Origin of the sequence: Klebsiella sp. A52 (assembly GCF_018388785.1) — a bacterium.
In the GTDB taxonomy this organism is placed as follows: Bacteria; Pseudomonadota; Gammaproteobacteria; order Enterobacterales; family Enterobacteriaceae; genus Klebsiella; species Klebsiella aerogenes.
This window is the reverse complement of record NZ_CP074437.1, coordinates 679,874-698,598: the sequence shown is the minus strand read 5'-3', so window position 1 is coordinate 698,598 and position 18,725 is coordinate 679,874. Positions and strand designations below refer to the sequence as shown.

Genomic DNA, 18,725 nt, shown 5'->3' with positions numbered 1-18,725 from the left:
GTGGCCTACACCGCACGCGCGGGGGGGTTAATCGACCAGTTCCTTGACGATGTTCATCAGAGCATGGACATCTTGCGGGCGGGTATTGCCGCTTTGCGGATCGATAATGGAACTATAAATATGCGGCATGACCTGCGCGACGCCGGCCTGCAGGCAGGTTTGTAGAATCAGCGCAAAGTTATCGAGATCGATGCCCCCGGTGGGCTCAATCAGCGTCATACCGTTTTCTACCGCGCTTTGGGCGAGCGCTTTCAGCTCCGCCAGCGACTTTTCGCCGTCCATCGGGAAAAATTTAGCCGCATGCGCGCCCATATCCTGCATCATTCTGACCGCCGCATCGCAGGATACCTGGGCCGGAATGCCCTGGGCGCTGCGCACGCCGGTGGAGATGCGTACTTCACCGGGCGTGCCGCTGGGGCTGACCAGCGCATTAATAAAGGTTTGCTGGCCTCCGGTCGCCGCCAGCGCCCCGGCGGCAAAGCCGCTGCCGGTGAAGGTCTGGTTGACGTGAGCGGGGTGGACCTGCGCGGCGATCATTGCCGCTTTGTAAAACTGCGCCGGATCGCCGGCGCCGAGACCGACGGAAATAGAAGGCACTTCCGCCATCCAGCGGCGCACTTCTGCAACGCCTTGTTCGACGTTGGTAAATTGCGCCGAGAGTACGCCAATCACCGCGTGCCCTTCAGCGGCGTCATAGATTTCCCGGGCGTTGGCGATGTCCTTCGCCAGCACGTTAATCGCCACCCGCTGGCGATAAAAGTTAATCCGCTGCATGCTGCGTAATCTCCTGTAAGCGCGCGACGATGAGCGACATTTCTCCTTCGCCGACGGTGCGAGGGTCAAGGCTAAAATGGCCCTCATGCAGATAGTAGCGGCGGGCGTAAATGGCGATATCGCCGCCGCGTAGCTGGGCTTCAACCTCATGGGCGCTGAGTCCCAGTTCATTGGCGTCGACGCTGACACGAATGCGCCAGATGGCGCGCCCGGCCTCATCCTGCTCGATATCGGCGCGCAGGCCGGGTAGCGCGGAGATCGCCTCGGCGAATGGACGCAGCGCGGCGGCGTCGGGCGCCGGTGCCGCCGTCCGGTAACGGTCCAGCGCGTAAACGAGACCGACCATATTCTCTTTGCCGATTTTCATCGCCCGCGCGATGCCGTAATGCTGGGCTTTACAGGCGGCGATCCAGTTACGCTTGCCGCTAATAAAGCCTGAGGTTGGGGCGTTAAAGGCTTTCGCCCCGCTGTAGATAACCATGTCCGCGCCGCTGGCGACCCACTGGCGCAAGTCTTCTTCGGCGGCGGCATCGACGATCAGCGGCAGATTATGCTGGCGGGCGACCTGCACGAAATCGTCAATACCGAGCATCCCTTTTTGCACGCAATGGTGGGATTTCACATACAGTAGCGCCGCCGTGCGTGCGTTCACCGCGCTCTCCAGCTGCCAGCGTGCCGCCAGATTGCTGGAGCCGACTTCGACAATGCGCCCGCCGCCGAGGCGGATAGCGCTGGTGATTGGTGCGCCGTAATCGACATTATGCCCGCGCAGTATCACTATCTCGTTCGGCCACTGGCTGCTGTCCGGCATCTGCGCCACCTTTTCCGGCTCGCCGCGGGTGATAGCCGCCGCGACGGCGATGGCGATACCGGCGGAGGCGCAGGAGGTGATATAGCTGTCTTCCGCGCCGGTGTGGGCGGAAACCAGTTCGCCCGCGCGGTCGGTTAATTTATCGATTTCGACGAAGGCTCCCGCCGCCTGCGCGGTGGCCTGCATCACTTGCGGGTCGACGGCGGACACGCCGAGGATGGTCATTTTGCCGCAGGCGTTAATCACCCGTTTTAAGCCCAGTTGCTGGTAGATATTGCCGTTCATGATTTACAGCACTCCCAACAGCGAGCAGACGATGCTGATAGCGACTATCGACAGTAAAATGGTGGTGTAGCGCGGCCCTTTTTTCAGTAAGTAGAAATAGATAGCGAACACCGCCGCCAGCGGCAGCAGGCCGGGGGCAATTGAGTCGAGGATCTGCTGGACCACCACTTCCGAGCCTTTAAGCGCGCTGATTTTCAGCGGGGTGGTGATTTTGACGTAGCTTGCCGACAGCGCGCCCATCATGATGAGACCCAGTACGTTGGCGCCGTAAATCAATTCTTTAATTCGCCCCCCTTGCAGCAGGCCGATAATGGAGTCACGGCCCAGGGTGTAGCCTTTATGCACCAGTCCGTAGCTTATCGCCATGGTAATCGCCGGGTAGAGGATCAGCGGGGCGATCCCGCCGAACGCGCTGCCGCTGGCGGCGAAGGGGATGAAAATCGCAATCAGCAACGGCATCACCGCGGCCCAGATAATCGAGTCGCCCATCCCGGCCAGCGGGCCCATCAGGCCGGTTTTTATCCCGGTGATTGAAGCGTCGCTGATCGGCTCGCCGCGGGTTTTCTGCTCTTCCATGGCGATGGAGATACCCTGGATAACCGAGCCGAAAGTCTGTTCCGAGTTAAAGAAGTTCAGGTGGCGTTTGAGCGCCTCGGCCTGCTCCTCTTTTTCCGGGTACAGCTTTTTGATAATGGGCGTCATTGAGGCGCAGAAAATCAGGCTCTGCAGACGTTCGTAGGAGCTGGATACCTCCGCCCCCAGCCAGTAAATCAGCCAGGCTTTGGTGATATCGGCTTTGCTCAGCGCCTGGGTTTCGCGGGCGCGTTCAACCAGTTCATGTTCCATTACATCGCTACTCATCATGCAGCTCCTTCATTTTTGGCCAGGCCTTTAATCAGGAAGGCGACGCAGGTACCGAAAATCGCCATCGCCATGATGTCCACCTTCAGGTAGAGCACCGCGAAAAATCCGCCGATAAACCACGGCAGCAGGCTCTTTTTGCCGATCACCATGATGGTGATGGCAAAGCCCAGCGCCGGCAGGATACCGCCCATAATTTCAAAGGAGTGGGTCAGCCAGTGCGGCATCAGTTTGAGGAATTTTTCCACTACGCTTTGGCCAAAGTAGTTGGCGGCGAAGACCACCGGGAAGCGCAGCACCAGCCCCAGCAGCGCCGGATAGATAAAGGCGCAGCGCATGATGCCCGCCATGTTGGCGCTTTCGGCGTGTTTGTCGGCCATGTGCACCCACGCGGCGTTGAGCGTGCGGCGCAGCTGATCGAGGAATACCCCGATGACGCCAAACGGGATCGCCAGCGCGATCGCCAGGTTGGGCTCCATCCCGGCCTTCACGGCGATCGGAATGGCGATACAGGCGGCCAGCGCCGGGTCCGACGGCACGTTGCCGCCCGGCGTGGAGGTCACTCCAAGATAGACCAGCTGCATACCCGCGCCGATGATCATCGCGGTTTTCATATCGCCCAGCAGCAGGCCGACGAATACTGCGATCACCACGGGTTGCAGCAACATGGCGGAGAAGGTATAGCCTAAACGTAATCGGGCGAACCAGTAATACAACCCCATCAGGCTCGCAAAAAGTAAGGTATCCATAGTTTTTTACCTTTTTATCAACTGGTTAGAATTTTTTCAGGATGTCGTCCAGTGACTGTGGTTTATCTTCCGGGATGGTCTGAAAGAACACCTGAATGCCGCTATCCTTCAGAGCGCCGAGGATGCCGACATCTTTTTCATCAAGGGTGATGTTCTGGAACACGGCCTTGCGGTTCGGCCCGCCGCCCAGCCCGCCAACCTGAATCGTCTGCACGTCAAAGCCCAACTGGACGGCTTCCTGAACGGCTGATAGCGACGGGAATAGCACCAGCACATTGCCATCGCCGAGCTGATTCTCTTTCCAGGCGGCGGCGAAGCTGGCGTTGCCGTAACAGTCGACTTTGATGTTCGGCGGCGCGGCCATTAAATAGATATTTTTCATAAACGGATCGGCATCCAGCTCGTCGCTGACCACGGCGATACGATTGGCCTGAGACTGGCCGACCCATTTGGTGACGACCTGACCGTGGATCAGACGGCTATCGATACGACATAAAACGATTTTTGCCATGATGGGCTCCTTAAGAGGTTAACTGGTTCACGTGGGCGACAACGTCGCGGCAGCTGCTGCGTCCTGCTTCGACCAGCGCATCAACGCAGCCGGTGAGCGGACCCTGTTCGCGCAGATCCAACGCCTCCAGCAGCAGCGAGGCGTTGAGCCCGCAGACGACGGCGATGGGGTAATCCGCGCTCAGGCGCGCGGCGACGTTGGAGGTGGTGCCGCCGAGAAAATCGGTCAAAATCAGCGATCCTGCTGGCATCGCCTGCACGGCCGCTTCGACGCGCTGATAAAACTCGCCGAGGGTATCGACCGGCATAAGCGCGATTTCGCTGACGCCGGCGATTTCGCCGGTCACCATGCGCAGGCTGTCGCAAAGTTGCGTGCCCCAGCCGCCGTGCGTCAGCAGCAGAATTTGGGGTAACTGGGTGGTAGGTTCAGTGGATGACAAAGTGGCCTCCTGGCGCCGAATCATTGACGCACTAATAAGAGCAAAGCGCGTGCCACAATTTGTGTCATCTACCGAAGAGGAAAAGGCTGGCGGGCCGCAAAGCCGCGCCAGAACAGGCGTTAACTAAATAATAATTCGTAGATATAAATGTACTCGGCATCGGATAAACGGATGGCGTAGGCCTCCTCAACCGGATGGAAAGCCGATTTAATGACACTAAATGCCTGAGCGTCCATATCCGGCCGCGTTTCCAGCGCCATCTGTAACGGTTTCCGGTTAATCACGATACGCTCGACCATACAGCAGCAGTGGATCAGGAAGCGTAGTGTCACCTGGCGGTTAGGCGCGATGGCCAGCGTGTTCCTGAGCTGGTTCAGGATCCCTTCCATTTCTTTTAATATGCGCTGCGGATTGAGCACCGAAATATGGTTGATAATGCTTTCCATGGTCAGGGCGCTGATAAACCGTGAAGCGCTGCGCTCCATCTCCAGACGACGTTCACTGCTGGACAGATCGGGGGTCAGCAGGCTGAGCACCAGCTCCGGCCCCTGCTCGGAAAACAGCTCCTCCAGCGAGATAAACGGGATATCGGGCAGCCCCGGCTGGAATGTCCCGACAATACCCGCCAACCGTTCATGCGCCCTGATTGCCTGCTGTAGGCGCTCCGGGCTGCGAACTTCGTTGTAATCGAGGATAACCATCCGGGTATCCTGCGACATCAGCTCGCCAAAGCTCTCCTCCAGCACCTTTTTGATTTTTTCCGCCGTGCCCATGCCGGTAATGCAGGAGATCACCAGCACCTTGCCGGCGTTCTCCTGCTGCGGCGTGCACAGCTGGCTGGCGATGCCTTTTTCCTGCATCAGATTGACCAACCGCGGCAGGTCGCCAGTTTCGTAGCTGAGATCGAGACCGATCTCCAGTAGGCTGGTCAGGGTGATATTCGGCATCAGCAGGACATCGATCTGGAACAGTTTGCTGATGGTGCTGCCGAAATGGACCAGCGATCCGATGTCGACCATCAGGATCAGCCGCTGCCAGCCTTTGCTGTGGATCAACTGGATCAGCTTTTCCAGCGTATCGTGCACCGATTGTTCGAACGGCATGTCGATAGCGTTGAACAATTCGCGCTCCAGCACCCGATTGACGTATTGCGCCATGCTGGTGGCCGTGGTGGCGCCATGGGCAATGAGGATCGCCCCGCAGTCAGGGCTGGCGGTGATGCGCTGGCGGTAATGGCGGCACTCTTTGAGGAACAGGCACAGCCAGACCACCTCGGTGGCCGGACACTGGATATGCAGCAGGTCGTTGATCTTCTTGCACAACAGAGTGGCATTATCGTATTCATCTTTGCAGCGATCGAGGATCAGGCTCGAAGAGTATAACTGCGGGATCAGGCCGCGTTGTACGTAGCTGATGAGAGCGAGAAAGTGTTTACGCAGCGGGTTGACCAGGTTTTCCGGCAGGGCGAAGCCGAGTACCTGCTCAACGTAGCCGATAAGCAGGGTCACGCGCTCCTCAATCCGATCGCCATAGCGTGGCGCGTGGCTGGCGTTATCGCGGCTGTAGAGGCCATATTCAAAAATCGAGCTGAGCTTATTTTTAAGAATCGCCAGCGTCTCGGCGGGCGGCACGTTGCTATTGCGCAGGTTAACGTATTCGCGGGTCAGGAAGCTGTAGAACAGATCGCTCTCCTCGACGCTGTCATCGGCCGCCGAACTTTTCAGCTGCGGAAGAGTTCGGGCATCGATGTTCAGCAGGGGACGGCTGTTAAACAGCGCATCGACCAGCTGTCGTTGCTCCGGCGTGGCATTGATCGGGCCGTCCGCCAGTTTGCTGTCCAGCAGCAAAACTTCGTTATTGGCCGCCATTCCCGACGCCCATGCCTGGGCGCATAAAAACTGGATATCGCTTTTGAGCTGACCGATGTTGCCTTCCAGCGGCTTGTTCAGCAGCCACAGCAGCAAAGGTTTATCTACGCTTACCGTGCGTTCGATCTTGCGACTTTCACGCTGTAAAAAGCCGATGATCAGTTCGATTTGCTCTTCTACCGTACGCTGGCGGATGCCGGGTAGATCGATGGCGACCTGGATACGCCGCTGAAAGGTACGTAATAGCGATGAGCTGACGGGCTCGGTGGTGGCGCAGATCAGACGTACGGCGATATTGCGCGCCGGACCACTGGCGCCGAGCGGGCGATATTCGCCTTTATCCAGCAGCGAAAAGAGCTTTTCCTGCCCTTCATAGGGCAGGCGATGCACTTCATCCAGCAGCAGATAGCCGCCGTCGGCCTGTTCGATTAGCCCGCTTTTGTTTTCCGTCGCCCCGGTAAAGGCGCCCTGACGGTGGCCAAAGAGATGCGATGACAGCAGCTCCGGGTTGTTGGCGTATTCCGCGCAGTTGAAGTAGACCAGCGGCGGCCGTTTTTCACCGGCATGCTCGCAGGCGTAGCGGTGCATCAGCTCGGCAAAAAAGGTTTTACCCACGCCGGAAGGGCCGGTCAGCAGGACGTGCAGCCCGTGGGGATACAATACTGCGGCTTTCCCTTTTTCCACGGCATCGTGCAGGCTGCGATCGTGGCCGATCAGCATGGCGAACGGGTCGACAGCCTCATTGTTATCTTGCGGCTGCGGCAGGAGATCGGCGAGCGTTGCCAGCTCGCGTTCGCTTTCCGTCAGCGTACGGTCGAGCAGCGTTTCCGTCGTCCGGCGATGTAAAAAGAACACCGGGCGGCCGCGCGTTTTAATCACCAGCCCGTCACTCCACAGCTGATTGAGATCTTTACTCACCGAGTTGCGCGCCAGCCCGAGGTTAAAGCCGATTTGCTCTGCGGTGAAGGCGTTCGAGCCCCTGGCTAAATCCTCCAGCGTCACGGCCTGGCTCAGCCTCTCCAGCTCCCGCAGTACTATCTCAATACGTCTCATCTCGTTACCGGGTTGTTCAATGTCGATAGTTGAGAACATACACTATTACGCGGCGTCAGAAAGAGACCGGGGGCGAAGTTGGCGGTCTAAACGATATCTACAGAGTGTCCTTTCGCTGCCACAATGGTGGTTTAGGGTGGGATTGGATATGGTTAGCGCATCTCACCGGAGGAACAGATATGTTGAGCGGATTAAATCATCTGACCCTGGCGGTCAGCCAGCTGGCGCCGAGCGTGGCGTTTTATCATCAGCTACTCGGCATGACGCTGCACGCGCGCTGGGATAGCGGCGCGTATCTTTCCTGCGGCGATCTGTGGCTGTGCCTGTCGCTGGATCCGCAGCGGCGCGTCACTCCGCCGGAGGAGAGCGACTACACCCATTATGCGTTTAGCATCAGCGAGGCGGATTTCGCCAGCTTTGCCGCCCGCCTTGAGGCCGCTGGCGTAGCGGTATGGAAGCTAAACCGTAGCGAAGGCGAATCGCACTATTTCCTTGACCCCGACGGTCACAAGCTGGAGCTACATGTTGGCAGCCTCGCCCAGCGCCTGGCCGCCTGTCGCGAGCAGCCGTATAAGGGGATGGTGTTTTTTGAGGATGAGTAAGTGGTAACTGGGAACCTGTAGCCCCGGTAAGCGCAGCGCCACCGGGGAGAATAAACTATGCCAGCTTCTGCTTTTGCCCGACGATGGCGTCGATTAACGCCTGTACCTGTTTTTGCTTACGCGCCGACAGCTTGCTGACCTGACGCAAAGCGGCGGTGAGCTCCGGCTCTGTTGGTTTGGCGGTAATCACGATACAGCCGTTCATCACCTTGAGATCCACTGCGGTACCGGTGGCAAAACCTGCCGCCTCCAGCCACTGACCCTTCATGGTCAACGCCGGAATACGCTGATAATCAGGATGACGAGTCGCATAACTCACGGTTAATTGACGACTAACGGCCGGGGAGACTTCTGGATCGGTGAATTCTGCAATAGAATGCGGGGTAGTCATGATGGCTATTCTCCGAGAATAGTGGTTGTGATTAGCGATGTGGTCGTGTTGCAGCACGGCCACACCGCGTTAAATAACACCTGTAAATCTACCCAGTAAATAAAAATAAAGCCAGCTAAAAATGGACAATAATAAAGGTGTTACTGGAAATATAAATACGGGGATTAAATTGAAGGGAAATATAAAGTAGGCCGGATAAGCAAAGCGCCATCCGGCAATGAAATTAGTGCAGCGTATGACTATGGTGCTGCTTAAAATTCTCCGCCTGCGCCAGCACGCCCATATATACATCATCATTCGCCACCGGCGGGAACTTGTGTTTGTGCAGCAGCAGGATCAACTCCACCTTCAGTTTCGCCTTGATATCATCACGCTTGCTCCAGTCCGGATACTTCGAGGTATTATCGACCACCGCCTTCATCTCTTTCGCCAGCGCCAGCATCTTGTCATCCTCATAGGTGAATTGATACTTATCGCGCATATGCGCCAGAATGTCGTAAAAAGCTTTCTCTTCGATATCAATCCCCATTTCGGCATAGGTACCCATTTCGGTTTTAATATCGTAGATAATATCGGTCATTTCCTGACTGAAGGTATCGAACTCTTCACCATTGAGAACATCATCCTCCCGGCGTTCGTTATATTTATCCATAATTGACTGGAAACGGCGGGTGAAATTGATCCCCTGAAGCTGGTTGATCTTTTTAAAGTCGCTAATGGCTTTTTCCAGCAGCTTTTGCAGCAGCTGAATTTTGGTTGCCGGCAGTTTGATCTTATTGATACGCGCCAGATAATCGTCGTCGAAAATATCGATCGACTCCGCTTTTTTGTCGCCAAGGAAAAACAACTCTTCCACGCCGTCGGCCTTCAGCGCATCGGCAATCATCTCGCGTACGCGGGCGTTCATTTGGGTCACGTCCGGTGCGTCGCCTTTGGTCAGCTTGAAGACGATGGAGCGCACGGCAATATAAAAGTGAATGTAGTCGCGCTCGGTCTGCGAAAGCGCTTCGCTGCCGCAGCAGACGTCGTAGGCCGCTTTCAGGCGCTTCACCAGCCCCATAAAGCGGCGCTCTGTCTTCTGAGTGCGCATGACAAACTCTGCCGCCTGATTCAGGCAGGCCAGCTGCGCCTGCGGTTCTCCTGTGAAGTAAGCCCGGCTGTCGAAGTCGTGCAAAACCTGCGCCAGCAGTTCGAGATGGTTTTTCACCTCAATCACTGACTGCTGGATATCTTCAAAGTTAGTGGCGTCAATGCGGGAATACATCGCCAGCGCCTGGTTCATCTGGCGCTTAATGCCGATATAGTCGACGACCAGCCCTTTACTTTTGCCTTCCAGCTTGCGGTTAACGCGGGAGATGGTCTGGATCAGGTTATGCTTTTGCAGCGGCTTATCGATATAAATGGTGTCCAGCTCCGGCACGTCAAAACCGGTCAGCCACATGTCCACCACGATGGCGATTTTGAAATTCGATTTGTCGTTTTTGAACTGTTTATCCAGCTCTTTGCGGTACTCTTTGCTGCCCAGCAGATCGTACAGTTGTACGCTATCGTCTTTGCCGCGGGTCATTACCATCTTGACCATTTCGGATGGCGGCAGTTCCTTCAGCTCCTGCTCGGTAAGCTCTATACCGTCTGGCGCTTGTTTCACCTCAAACCATGCCGGACGAAAGTCTTTTAATTGACGATAGAAATCCCAGGCAATTTCCCGGCTGGCGCAGACAAACATCGCTTTACCTTTCACCGTGGAGCCTTCGGCGACGCGCTTTTCATAGTGTTTAGCAAAGTCTTCCGCCAGCGCTTTCAGGCGGTCTTCATCACCGAGAATGGCGTTCATAGTGGCGCTGGCTTTTTTGCTCTCGTCGATTTGCCACTCGTTGGTGCCCGCATTGGCGCACTCTTCGTAATACTTTTCCACCTCTTCCAGCTTGCGGGCATCGAGGATGACCTTCGCGGCGCGGCCTTCATAGACGATGCGCACGGTGATCTCATCCTGCACGGATTCGGTCATGGTGTAGCTGTCGACGATGTTGCCAAAGACTTCCATCGTGGCGTCGATAGGGGTACCGGTAAAGCCAACATAGGTAGCCTGTGGCAACGAGTCGTGCAGATATTTGGCGAAACCGTAAGTTTTGCGCACCTTGCCGTTTTCTTTATCGACGATCACTTTCTGATCGAGGTTGACCTGGCTGCGGTGCGCTTCGTCGGAAATACAGATGATATTGCTGCGCCTGGAGAGCAGTTCGGTATCTTCGGTAAATTTATGGATAGTGGTCAGGAAGACGCCGCCGCTGTTGCGACCAGCCAGCTTCTCCCGCAGATCGTCGCGGCTGGTGACGGGCACCACGGTGTCGTCGCCAATATAGTTTTTGGCATTGCACATTTGCGCCGAGAGCTGATCGTCCAGATCGGTGCGATCGGTGATCAGCACGATCGTCGGGCTGGCGAACTCGACGCTTTTCATCAGCAGGCGGGTTAAGAACTGCATGGTGTAGCTCTTGCCGCAGCCGGTCGCGCCAAAGTAGGTGCCGCCCTTACCGTCACCGAAAGGTTTACGCGCCCGTTCGATGCTGTAGTACAGCTTGCGCGCCGCATAGTACTGCGGGTAGCGGCAGCAAATTTTTACTTCGTGTTTGGCTTTATCCGGGAAGCAGATAAAGTTTTTGATCACGTCCAGCAGGCGGACCGGATGAAACAGCCCCTGAATCATTGAGTGCAGGGAAGGGATGCCGTCCTGCTCGCGGTTCTCATTGCCGGTAACTTTGCGCCAGGAGTAGAAATACTCGTACGGCGCAAACAGGTTGCCCATGCGGTTATTGACTCCATCGCTGATAATGCACAGCGCGTTATAGACAAACAGCTGCGGAATATCGCGACGGTAGCGGGTGCAGAGCTGCTTATATGCATCGCCAATATTGGCTTCCTGCTCGCGCACCGCGCTTTTAAATTCAAAGACCACCAGCGGCAGGCCATTAATATACAGAATGGCGTCCGGGATACGCGGCTGGTTTTCTTTGCCGGAGATAGTCAGTTGATTGACGACCTTAAGACGGTTCAGCGGCTTGACAAGATAGGTCGCCGACGGTTCTGCTGCCTGTTGCAGCGGAACCTCTTCGGCATTGAATAATTCACGTAGTGCCGCAGAAAGATGCCGGGTATCGAGCAGTTCGATATAGAGATCTTTCTGCTGACGATCGTCGCGTTTAAACAAGAAACCATTCGCCAGCCAGGCGCAGAAGGTTTTATTGCTTTCGTAAAGATCGGAAGCGGGCAGCGTGGTGAGCTGCTTAATCAGCCGCTGGATTTCCGCTTCGGTGATGCCGTCAATCTGATAGCGAGAGGCGAGATAGTGGCGAAGATCGTCTTCGATAATCACCTGATCGAGGCTTGAACGCGGCACATCATCGCCGATCAGGTGCTGATAGCCCTGTTCCTGTAGCAGTTCGATAATGGCTTGTTCTAACTTCGCTTCACTGAATGAGAGATGCATATCTCGCTCCGGCCCTGGCTGTTTTTCTGGTAAAGGTTCCTGTAACGAAAGAAAACCTTACCAGAAAGCCCCTGATTTAACAGGGGCAAAATGCATTAAGCGGGTTCGGTTTGGGTTACTAAATCCGGGAGATCCTCCAGGGAGAGCTCGCCGGAGATAAGTTTGGGGAGCAGGGTGTCGCGAAGGGCGGTTAGTGTATGAATTTCATTCTCATTTGCTAATATTCTTCCGAACCAATGCTCTGATGTTTGCTGGAAACGTTCAAGCACAGAATCTTCTGGCTTTAAGGTTAAAACATTTGAAAATATGCCAGTATTCATATTTAAAGTAGCGCTTCCACCACTTGCCAAGTCATGAAATGTTTTGTTTTTTTCTAACATAGAAAAATAGAGATAGTTTCTCAGTATTGAACTATTTGGTACAATACTGTTTATTTGCTGGTTTGTATGACAGTCTTTTGAATTGATAGCAACAATACCTACAGTTGCAATGCAGCTAACACAAATACTGCCTTTGGGTATTAATTTTTTAATTTGTGTTTCACTTCCCAATGTACTTAATTTGTCAGTGGAGTTTGTGACAAAAACTTTGCCATGCATATCGGGAATCTTGATGAAAAGGTAATCTTTACCATAATATTCTTTGTTACTTTTGTCTGGCGTTTTTCCACAAATTATTTTACCGAGATTTTTTAGTGGTACATAATACCAATCTCTCGGCACCCAACCCAACTCTGTTTCTTCAAATTCAGCCGGGAACAATGTACGAATATCCGCCGGAAGTGGTTTGAAATTTTCACTATTGCGTACTTTTTGACGCAGCTCAGCGCGAGATTGCAGCGCTTCCGGAATGGGATTTCCCGCATCCAGCGCGTTATCAATCACCGGGTCGAAATCCACAAACCAGGATTTGAACAGGGTTTGGGACATTTGTTCCAGGGTTTGGTTGGTTTCTTTGTTAAGAATTATTTTGTCATCTAATTTTTTCAGGAAATTAGATATGTTTTTTTGTATTCTTATTTCTGGTACGGGAAATATTATGCGCTCTAAAGTTTGTAGATTTATATTATCCTGAACGCTTCCATTTGCTTGGGCTTGAATCCGTTTTTTTAAAAGGCGAAACAGGTATTCAATAAAGTATACATCGCATTGTTTTTTATCTGCGATAAAACCGATGATGCTGTCAGGGAAACAAGCAGGAAATGTTAGTATACCCGTTTCGGCGATGTTCGCTGCAATTGTTATACACATTGTCTCTGACGGCCACAGGCGGCTTTGCTTCAATCCTGCTTCACTATAAGTTTGGTTATAGGACGTTATTCTTCCATCAGAAGCTTTCACATCTCCTGTCTGTATGAAGGGATAGCTACCACCATATAAAAAAGCAGCATCACGAGGTCTATGCTTAGACTTTCCTCTATTTACTTCACCTAAGTCACTTAATTTTACTAATTTCCAACCATTAGGAACGCTGCCTTCAAACACCATAACCCAACCCCTCCAGGTTCTGGCGAATGGCTTTATCCAGTTCTTCCGCCTGCTTCATCTGCGCAAACAACGTCTGCGACAGCTCGCGCATTTTGGTTTCAAACGCCACGCCGTCGTCCTCCTGCTCGGCGGCGCCAACGTAGCGGCCCGGGGTCAGCACATAGTCGTTAGCCTTGATCTCTTCAATAGTCGCGACCTTGCAGAACCCGGCCTGGTCTTCGTACTGCGCCAGCTTGCTGTCGCCGCGCTTAACGCGTTCGGCCAGCTCTTCCGGCGTGCTGCGCCAGGCGTGGTAGGTGTCGGCGATAGTGGCGATATCGTCCGCCGTCAGCTCTTTGGTGGTGCGGTTGATCATGGTGCCAAGGTTACGCGCATCGATAAACAGCGTTTCGCCCTGACGGTTACGATAGCCTTTGGCTGGATCGGCCGCTTTCGACTTGGTCATAAACCACAGGCACACCGGGATCTGGGTGGTGAAGAACAGCTGGCCGGGCAGGGCAATCATGCAATCGATCAGATCGTTTTCGATCATCTGCGCGCGGATCTCGCCTTCGCCGCTGGTGTTGGAACTCATCGAGCCGTTCGCCAGCACAAAACCGGCGGTGCCGTTGGCCGACAGCTTGGAAAGCATATGCAGAATCCAGCCGTAGTTGGCGTTACCGGTCGGCGGCGTACGGTAGCCAGCAAAGCGCGGATCTTTGGTCAGCTCGGCGTCGTTACGCCAGTCTTTCAGGTTAAACGGCGGGTTGGCCAGAATATAGTCGGCTTTCAGATCCGGGTGCTGGTCGCTGAAGAAGGTGTCCGCCGGGCGTTCGCCGAGGTTGGCGGAAAGGCCGCGAATGGCAAGGTTCATCTTCGCCAGCTTGTAGGTGGTGGCCGTCAGCTCCTGACCGTACAGGGCGATATCACGGCTTTTCCCCTGATGACTTTCGACAAACTTCACCGACTGGACAAACATCCCCGCTGAGCCGCAGCACGGGTCATAAATTTTACCCTGGAACGGTTCGAGCATTTCGGTCAGCAACGTCACCACGCATTTTGGCGTATAGAACTCGCCGCCGCCTTTGCCCTCGGTGGCGGCAAACTTGCCGAGGAAATACTCGTACACGCGACCGACCAGGTCTTCTTTCGACAGCGCTTCGACGTCGGTTTCGTGGGCCAGCGTTTCGATGTTATCGATGGTGTCGATAAGCGACGCCAGCTTCTTGGTTTCCAGATTCTGGCGGCTGAAGTAGTTGTCCGGCAGCGCGCCTTTCAGCGTCGGGTTGCGCTTCTCGATGGTGGAGAGCGCAGTATCAATGCGTACCGCAATGTCGTCCTGCTTGGCATTTTGCTTGATGAACGACCAGCGCGCCTCTTCCGGCAGATAGAAGATGTTGTCCTGCTGATAGAAGACTTCCATCTCAAGGAAATCGCCCTGTCCCTCGTCTTTCATCTTCTGACGGCGGGCTTCAAATTTATCGCTAATAAATTTGAGGAACACGAGGCTCAGCACCACGTGCTTGTACTCGGAGGATTCTACGCTGCCGCGAAGCTGGTTCGCGGTATCCCATAATGTGTCTTCAAAGCCTTTCTTTGCTTTGGCTTTTTTAGTTGGTGCTTTGGCCATGATGAACTCGTTCTGGAAAAATTTGCTGGCTATTGTAACGGTAAAAGCGGTGAAGTTCGCCCTCTACTCAATCTCCAGCTCATCAAACAGCTGTAAGTCTACGTCGAGTAATTCAACGGCATTACTGCGTCTGATCCCGACGTTGTTTTCAATCAACAGTTCCAGCAGGCGATCGCCGTCGATCAGCGTAATCGGCGCGGCTCCGGGGAATAGCGCCGCCTCTGCGCATTTTGCCGCAAATTTTCCGGTAGTGATAAGCGTGCCGCGAATGGCTTTGTGGTAGGGCAAAGCGCCGCGCAGCTGATCGATAAACGGGCGGGTAATGGTATTTTGCATCCGCTTCACCTGCACCACTTCGGTAATGGTGGTGATGCCAACCTGCACTTTACCGACCACATCCACACCTTTATCGCCGGAGGCTTTGGTCACTTCGACTTGCTCATAGCCCATCGCTTCCAGTAGTTGGCCGACCAGATGCTCAAACTTGTAGGGATTAATCGTGGAGATCTGTTCACGCAACAGCTCTTTTTGCTGTTGATTGTAGCGCTTCACTGCATCCAGAAGTTCTTTGCGCGGGTCGGTTTGCCGTTCTGGCAGCGCTTTGCCAAGCCACTTTCTTCCTGCTTCGGTGATTTTGTAGCTCATGCCTTCACGAGTAATAAGTTCGCGCTCGACCAGATTGTAAAGCCGGGCATAGAGCGTTGTTTTAACTGAACTTGGAGAGGCGAATTTAGAGTGCTGATGCAAGAAAGCCAGCCATTCCGGAAGCAGATCGGCGCGCCGGGCCTGTTCGCGACCGGCGAGCAATTCCAGTAGCTGCAGCATGCCTTCAATATCGTCCAGTTTACGCAGCGTCGCTTCATCGTGAGCGAGGAATAAGCGTCCCTGTTCACTGGGATGCCAGCCACCATTCTCATCGGTCTGCATCAAATCGAATAGCGGATTATTGATAAACATATAACAGCCATAGCTGTGGCGGGGATTAAGTATATGGTTATCGGTATTCCAGATTTGCCAGGCTATTTTTGCATCTTCTCCGCTCAGTCGTTCCTTAATCCAGTGGTCCGGTTCTGACCAGTCTACCGGGTTCTGCGGGGTGCCGGTCTGTTCCTGAATGGCGGAGATCATATTACGGACCGATTTTACTGAGCATCCTGTTACGGCTTTCATCATCGCTCGGGTTTGGTCGTAGGTCGGAAACAATGGCGTGATGACTTTATAATTTCGCATGGCAATTCCTTCGCTAAAGCAATGTACGGCATCATGCCATTTTATAAAGGCTAATGGCGGGCCGACTATCACTAAATTCTTTTAATTTCATTCTATTGCTCGCCTGGCTTATGGTGAGTGTGTTTATCCCGGAGGCGGCGCATGCCGCGCCTTTTCCGGGCTACCGGTTCGTAGACGGTGGGGACGCCAGAGCCTCACTCCATCGCCACCTTCACCGCTTCCCCCAGCTTGACCATCACCTCTTTATGCTTCTCGATCGGCGGCAGGGCGCAGTTGATCCTTAAGCAGTTGCGATACTTCCCGGATGCCGAAAACAGCGATCCTGGCGCGACCTGGATCTTCAGCCGACACAGCTGCTTGGCGACGCAGACCATATCTACCTGCTCCGGCAGCTCGACCCACAGCATAAAGCCGCCTTTTGGCCGGGTGACGCAGATGCCGCAGGGGAAAAACTCCCGCAGCCAGCAGGTGTAGATCTCCATATTACGCTGATAGATCTGCCGCATCCGCCGCACGTGGCGGTGGTAATGGCCTTCGCGAATAAAGTTACAGGCCGCCAGTTGGGTTGAAGGGACGTTAGTGCCGCTGGCGGCGTACTTCATCTGCAGCAGACGATCGTAGTAGCGCCCGGGGGCAATCCAGCCGATGCGCAGGCCGGGGGCGATGGTCTTGGTAAACGAGCTGCAAAGTATCACCCGACCGTCGATATCCCATGAATGAATCGTACGCGGGCGCGGGTATTCCGTCGCCAGCTCGCCGTAAATATCATCTTCGAAAATCACGATATCGTGGCGCTGAGCAAGGGACAGCACCGCGCGTTTGCGCGCGTCAGGCATGATGTATCCCAGCGGATTGTTGCAGTTAGGCACCAGGATCACCCCTTTGATTGGCCACTGATCCAGCGCCAGCTCTAAGGCCTCGATGCTGATCCCGGATTCCGGATCGGTTGGGATCTCAATGGCTTTCAGCCCCAGGCCGCGAAGTATCTGCATGGTGCCGTAGTAGCAGGGGGATTCGACAGCGACGATATCGCCGGGGTGGCACACCGACAGCAGCGCCAGCGATAATGCGCTGTGGCAGCCGCTGGTGATCAGCAGATCGTCGGCGGTGACGACCGATCCGCCGTCGAGCATCAGGCGGGCGATCTGTTCGCGCAGTTCGCGACGCCCGGCCAGCTCGTCGTAGTTGAGCACTTCGCTGAGGTTGTGCTGAATTGCCCGGCTCAGTTCGCGCCAGATAGGCTTAAGGCTCGGCTGGGTGACGTCCGGCGAACCGCCGCCGAAGGTAATGATCGATTTATCATTGCGCGCATCGAGCATGGTCAACACCTGGTCCCACTGGGTGATCTCCACCGGGCGCTGCACCGGGCGCGACATCGTCGGTACCGGCGCCTGAGCTTTACGCGGGGCGACGAAATAGCCGGAGCGCGGCTGCGGCACGATCAGCTGTTGCTGTTCCAGCGTCTGGTAGGCCTGCTGAACGGTACTGATGCTGACGCCATGCTCCTGGCTCAGGCTGCGCACCGACGGCAACTTTTCGCCCTGGCGATACAGCCCTTGTTCGATACGCTCAGCCAGCAGGCTGGCCAGATGTTGATAACGGGTCATGCTGTATCCTTAGTAATTGCCATACAGATAGATAAACCAGTACAGATGGCGGTCAAAAATGGGGCATGGTGTACGTTTTAGCCAATCTGTATGTTAAAGAAAAGTGTTTTGTGAATCTGTATTGTTCAGGCCCGGATCCGTGAAGATAAAGCCTCTGGCAAGGCGAGGAGGTAGAGGATGGAATTTCACGAGAATCGGGCAAAACAGCCGTTTATCGGCTGGGTATTTCTGGCGCGAGCAATTAGAAAATGGTGGCTTCGTGGGCAAACGCGCAAAGTATTGCAGCGAATGAGCGACGAACAGCTGAAAGATGTCGGGTTGCGCCGGGATCAGATCAATTAAAGAGTGCTTTTTTGTAGCCCCGGTAAGCGTCAGCGCTACCGGGGAATTACATTCACAAAATTTATCAATTGATGCTTCTACTCCCATCGTTTCTTGATACTTACCATGATAAGTATTATTTTCCCCACAGCTAAGTGAGGAAAGTAACATGACCGAAGACGAACTGTTTGCCCGCCGCCCGATGGGGATGCGCATGGCGATGGTGGTGCGCCAGTGGCGCGCGATTATCGACAGCGCCATTACCGATACCGGCCTGACCCAGTCAAGCTGGACGGTGCTGATGCAGCTGCATCAACTGGGGTGCAACGTCTCGGTAAGCGAACTGGCGGAAGTGCAGGGTATTGAGCTGCCGCCGCTGATGCGCACTCTCACGCAGCTGGAAAAGCAGGGGTATCTACTGCGCTCAACATCGCCATACGACAAGCGCATTCGTCTGCTTACGCTGACGGTAGAAGGCCGTACAGTCCTGGAAAAGCTGAACCGCGTGATTGAAACCTATCAACGGCGCGTGACGGAAACCATCCCCGATGCGGACCTCGACACCTTCAGCGCCACGTTAAATCAAATCGCCTGCAACTTGCGGATTATCCGCGAAGAAGATAACAAGATCTAAAACACT

At 54.7% G+C, this 18,725-nt stretch carries 16 protein-coding genes; 3 read left to right on the top strand and 13 right to left on the bottom strand.

The genetic code is table 11. The features are described 5' to 3' along the window. Positions 1–27: 27 nt before the first annotated feature. The 7 genes from dagF to dagR all read right to left on the bottom strand — a co-directional run bounded on the left by dagF (position 28) and on the right by dagR (position 7,351). On the bottom strand, positions 28–774 hold the full coding sequence (dagF, locus tag KGA69_RS03215; protein ID WP_213292799.1) for a 2-dehydro-3-deoxy-phosphogluconate aldolase: 747 nt from the start codon (positions 772–774) through the stop codon (positions 28–30). After that, positions 761–1,870 (bottom strand): D-glucosaminate-6-phosphate ammonia lyase, encoded by a 1,110-nt coding sequence (dgaE, locus tag KGA69_RS03210; protein WP_049060889.1) that lies wholly within the window; start codon positions 1,868–1,870, stop codon positions 761–763. The genes dagF and dgaE overlap by 14 nt, the downstream gene beginning before the upstream one ends. A 3-nt stretch (positions 1,871–1,873) precedes the next feature. After that, positions 1,874–2,734 (bottom strand): PTS system mannose/fructose/sorbose family transporter subunit IID, encoded by an 861-nt coding sequence (locus KGA69_RS03205; RefSeq protein WP_161799897.1) that lies wholly within the window; start codon positions 2,732–2,734, stop codon positions 1,874–1,876. After that, positions 2,731–3,480 carry a PTS mannose/fructose/sorbose/N-acetylgalactosamine transporter subunit IIC gene (locus KGA69_RS03200; RefSeq protein ID WP_015368463.1) on the bottom strand — a complete coding sequence of 250 codons (750 nt, stop codon included), beginning with the start codon at positions 3,478–3,480 and terminating at the stop codon, positions 2,731–2,733. The genes KGA69_RS03205 and KGA69_RS03200 overlap by 4 nt, the downstream gene beginning before the upstream one ends. A gap of 25 nt (positions 3,481–3,505) precedes the next feature. Next, positions 3,506–3,991 carry a PTS sugar transporter subunit IIB gene (locus KGA69_RS03195; RefSeq protein WP_015368462.1) on the bottom strand — a complete coding sequence of 162 codons (486 nt, stop codon included), beginning with the start codon at positions 3,989–3,991 and terminating at the stop codon, positions 3,506–3,508. A gap of 10 nt (positions 3,992–4,001) precedes the next feature. Further along, positions 4,002–4,454 (bottom strand): PTS sugar transporter subunit IIA, encoded by a 453-nt coding sequence (locus KGA69_RS03190; RefSeq protein WP_411710446.1) that lies wholly within the window; start codon positions 4,452–4,454, stop codon positions 4,002–4,004. A 95-nt stretch (positions 4,455–4,549) separates the two neighbouring features. Continuing rightward, positions 4,550–7,351: a transcriptional regulator DagR gene (dagR, locus tag KGA69_RS03185; RefSeq protein ID WP_049060350.1), complete on the bottom strand. Its 2,802-nt coding sequence runs from the start codon at positions 7,349–7,351 to the stop codon at positions 4,550–4,552. A gap of 179 nt (positions 7,352–7,530) precedes the next feature. On the opposite strand from dagR, the gene fosA reads away from it, so the two are divergent. Beyond that, positions 7,531–7,953 (top strand): FosA5 family fosfomycin resistance glutathione transferase, encoded by a 423-nt coding sequence (gene fosA, locus KGA69_RS03180; protein WP_063447363.1) that lies wholly within the window; start codon positions 7,531–7,533, stop codon positions 7,951–7,953. A 55-nt stretch (positions 7,954–8,008) separates the two neighbouring features. On the opposite strand, the gene symE is transcribed toward fosA, so the two are convergent. The 6 genes from symE to KGA69_RS03150 all read right to left on the bottom strand — a co-directional run bounded on the left by symE (position 8,009) and on the right by KGA69_RS03150 (position 17,764). After that, positions 8,009–8,344: an endoribonuclease SymE gene (gene symE, locus KGA69_RS03175; protein ID WP_126034200.1), complete on the bottom strand. Its 336-nt coding sequence runs from the start codon at positions 8,342–8,344 to the stop codon at positions 8,009–8,011. Between the two features lie 223 nt (positions 8,345–8,567). Next, the gene (locus KGA69_RS03170) at positions 8,568–11,831 is read right to left on the bottom strand and encodes a type I restriction endonuclease subunit R (RefSeq protein WP_213292798.1); all 3,264 of its coding nucleotides are present in this window, start codon (positions 11,829–11,831) and stop codon (positions 8,568–8,570) included. Between the two features lie 95 nt (positions 11,832–11,926). Further along, positions 11,927–13,318 carry a restriction endonuclease subunit S gene (locus tag KGA69_RS03165; RefSeq protein ID WP_213292797.1) on the bottom strand — a complete coding sequence of 464 codons (1,392 nt, stop codon included), beginning with the start codon at positions 13,316–13,318 and terminating at the stop codon, positions 11,927–11,929. Then, positions 13,308–14,927, bottom strand: coding sequence for a type I restriction-modification system subunit M (locus KGA69_RS03160; protein ID WP_213292796.1), 1,620 nt, complete (start codon positions 14,925–14,927; stop codon positions 13,308–13,310). The genes KGA69_RS03165 and KGA69_RS03160 overlap by 11 nt, the downstream gene beginning before the upstream one ends. A 63-nt stretch (positions 14,928–14,990) precedes the next feature. Beyond that, the gene (locus KGA69_RS03155) at positions 14,991–16,157 is read right to left on the bottom strand and encodes a restriction endonuclease (protein ID WP_213292795.1); all 1,167 of its coding nucleotides are present in this window, start codon (positions 16,155–16,157) and stop codon (positions 14,991–14,993) included. Between the two features lie 194 nt (positions 16,158–16,351). Continuing rightward, a complete protein-coding gene (locus KGA69_RS03150; protein WP_045395466.1) occupies positions 16,352–17,764 on the bottom strand; it encodes an aminotransferase-like domain-containing protein in 1,413 nt (470 codons plus the stop codon). Between the two features lie 177 nt (positions 17,765–17,941). Between KGA69_RS03150 and KGA69_RS03145 the strand changes: the two genes are divergently transcribed. After that, the gene (locus tag KGA69_RS03145) at positions 17,942–18,106 is read left to right on the top strand and encodes a DUF1127 domain-containing protein (protein WP_064571553.1); all 165 of its coding nucleotides are present in this window, start codon (positions 17,942–17,944) and stop codon (positions 18,104–18,106) included. Positions 18,107–18,254: 148 nt separating this feature from the next. Further along, entirely contained in the window at positions 18,255–18,719 is a 465-nt protein-coding gene (locus KGA69_RS03140) for a MarR family winged helix-turn-helix transcriptional regulator (RefSeq protein ID WP_045395468.1), read from the top strand. Positions 18,720–18,725 lie beyond the last annotated feature (6 nt).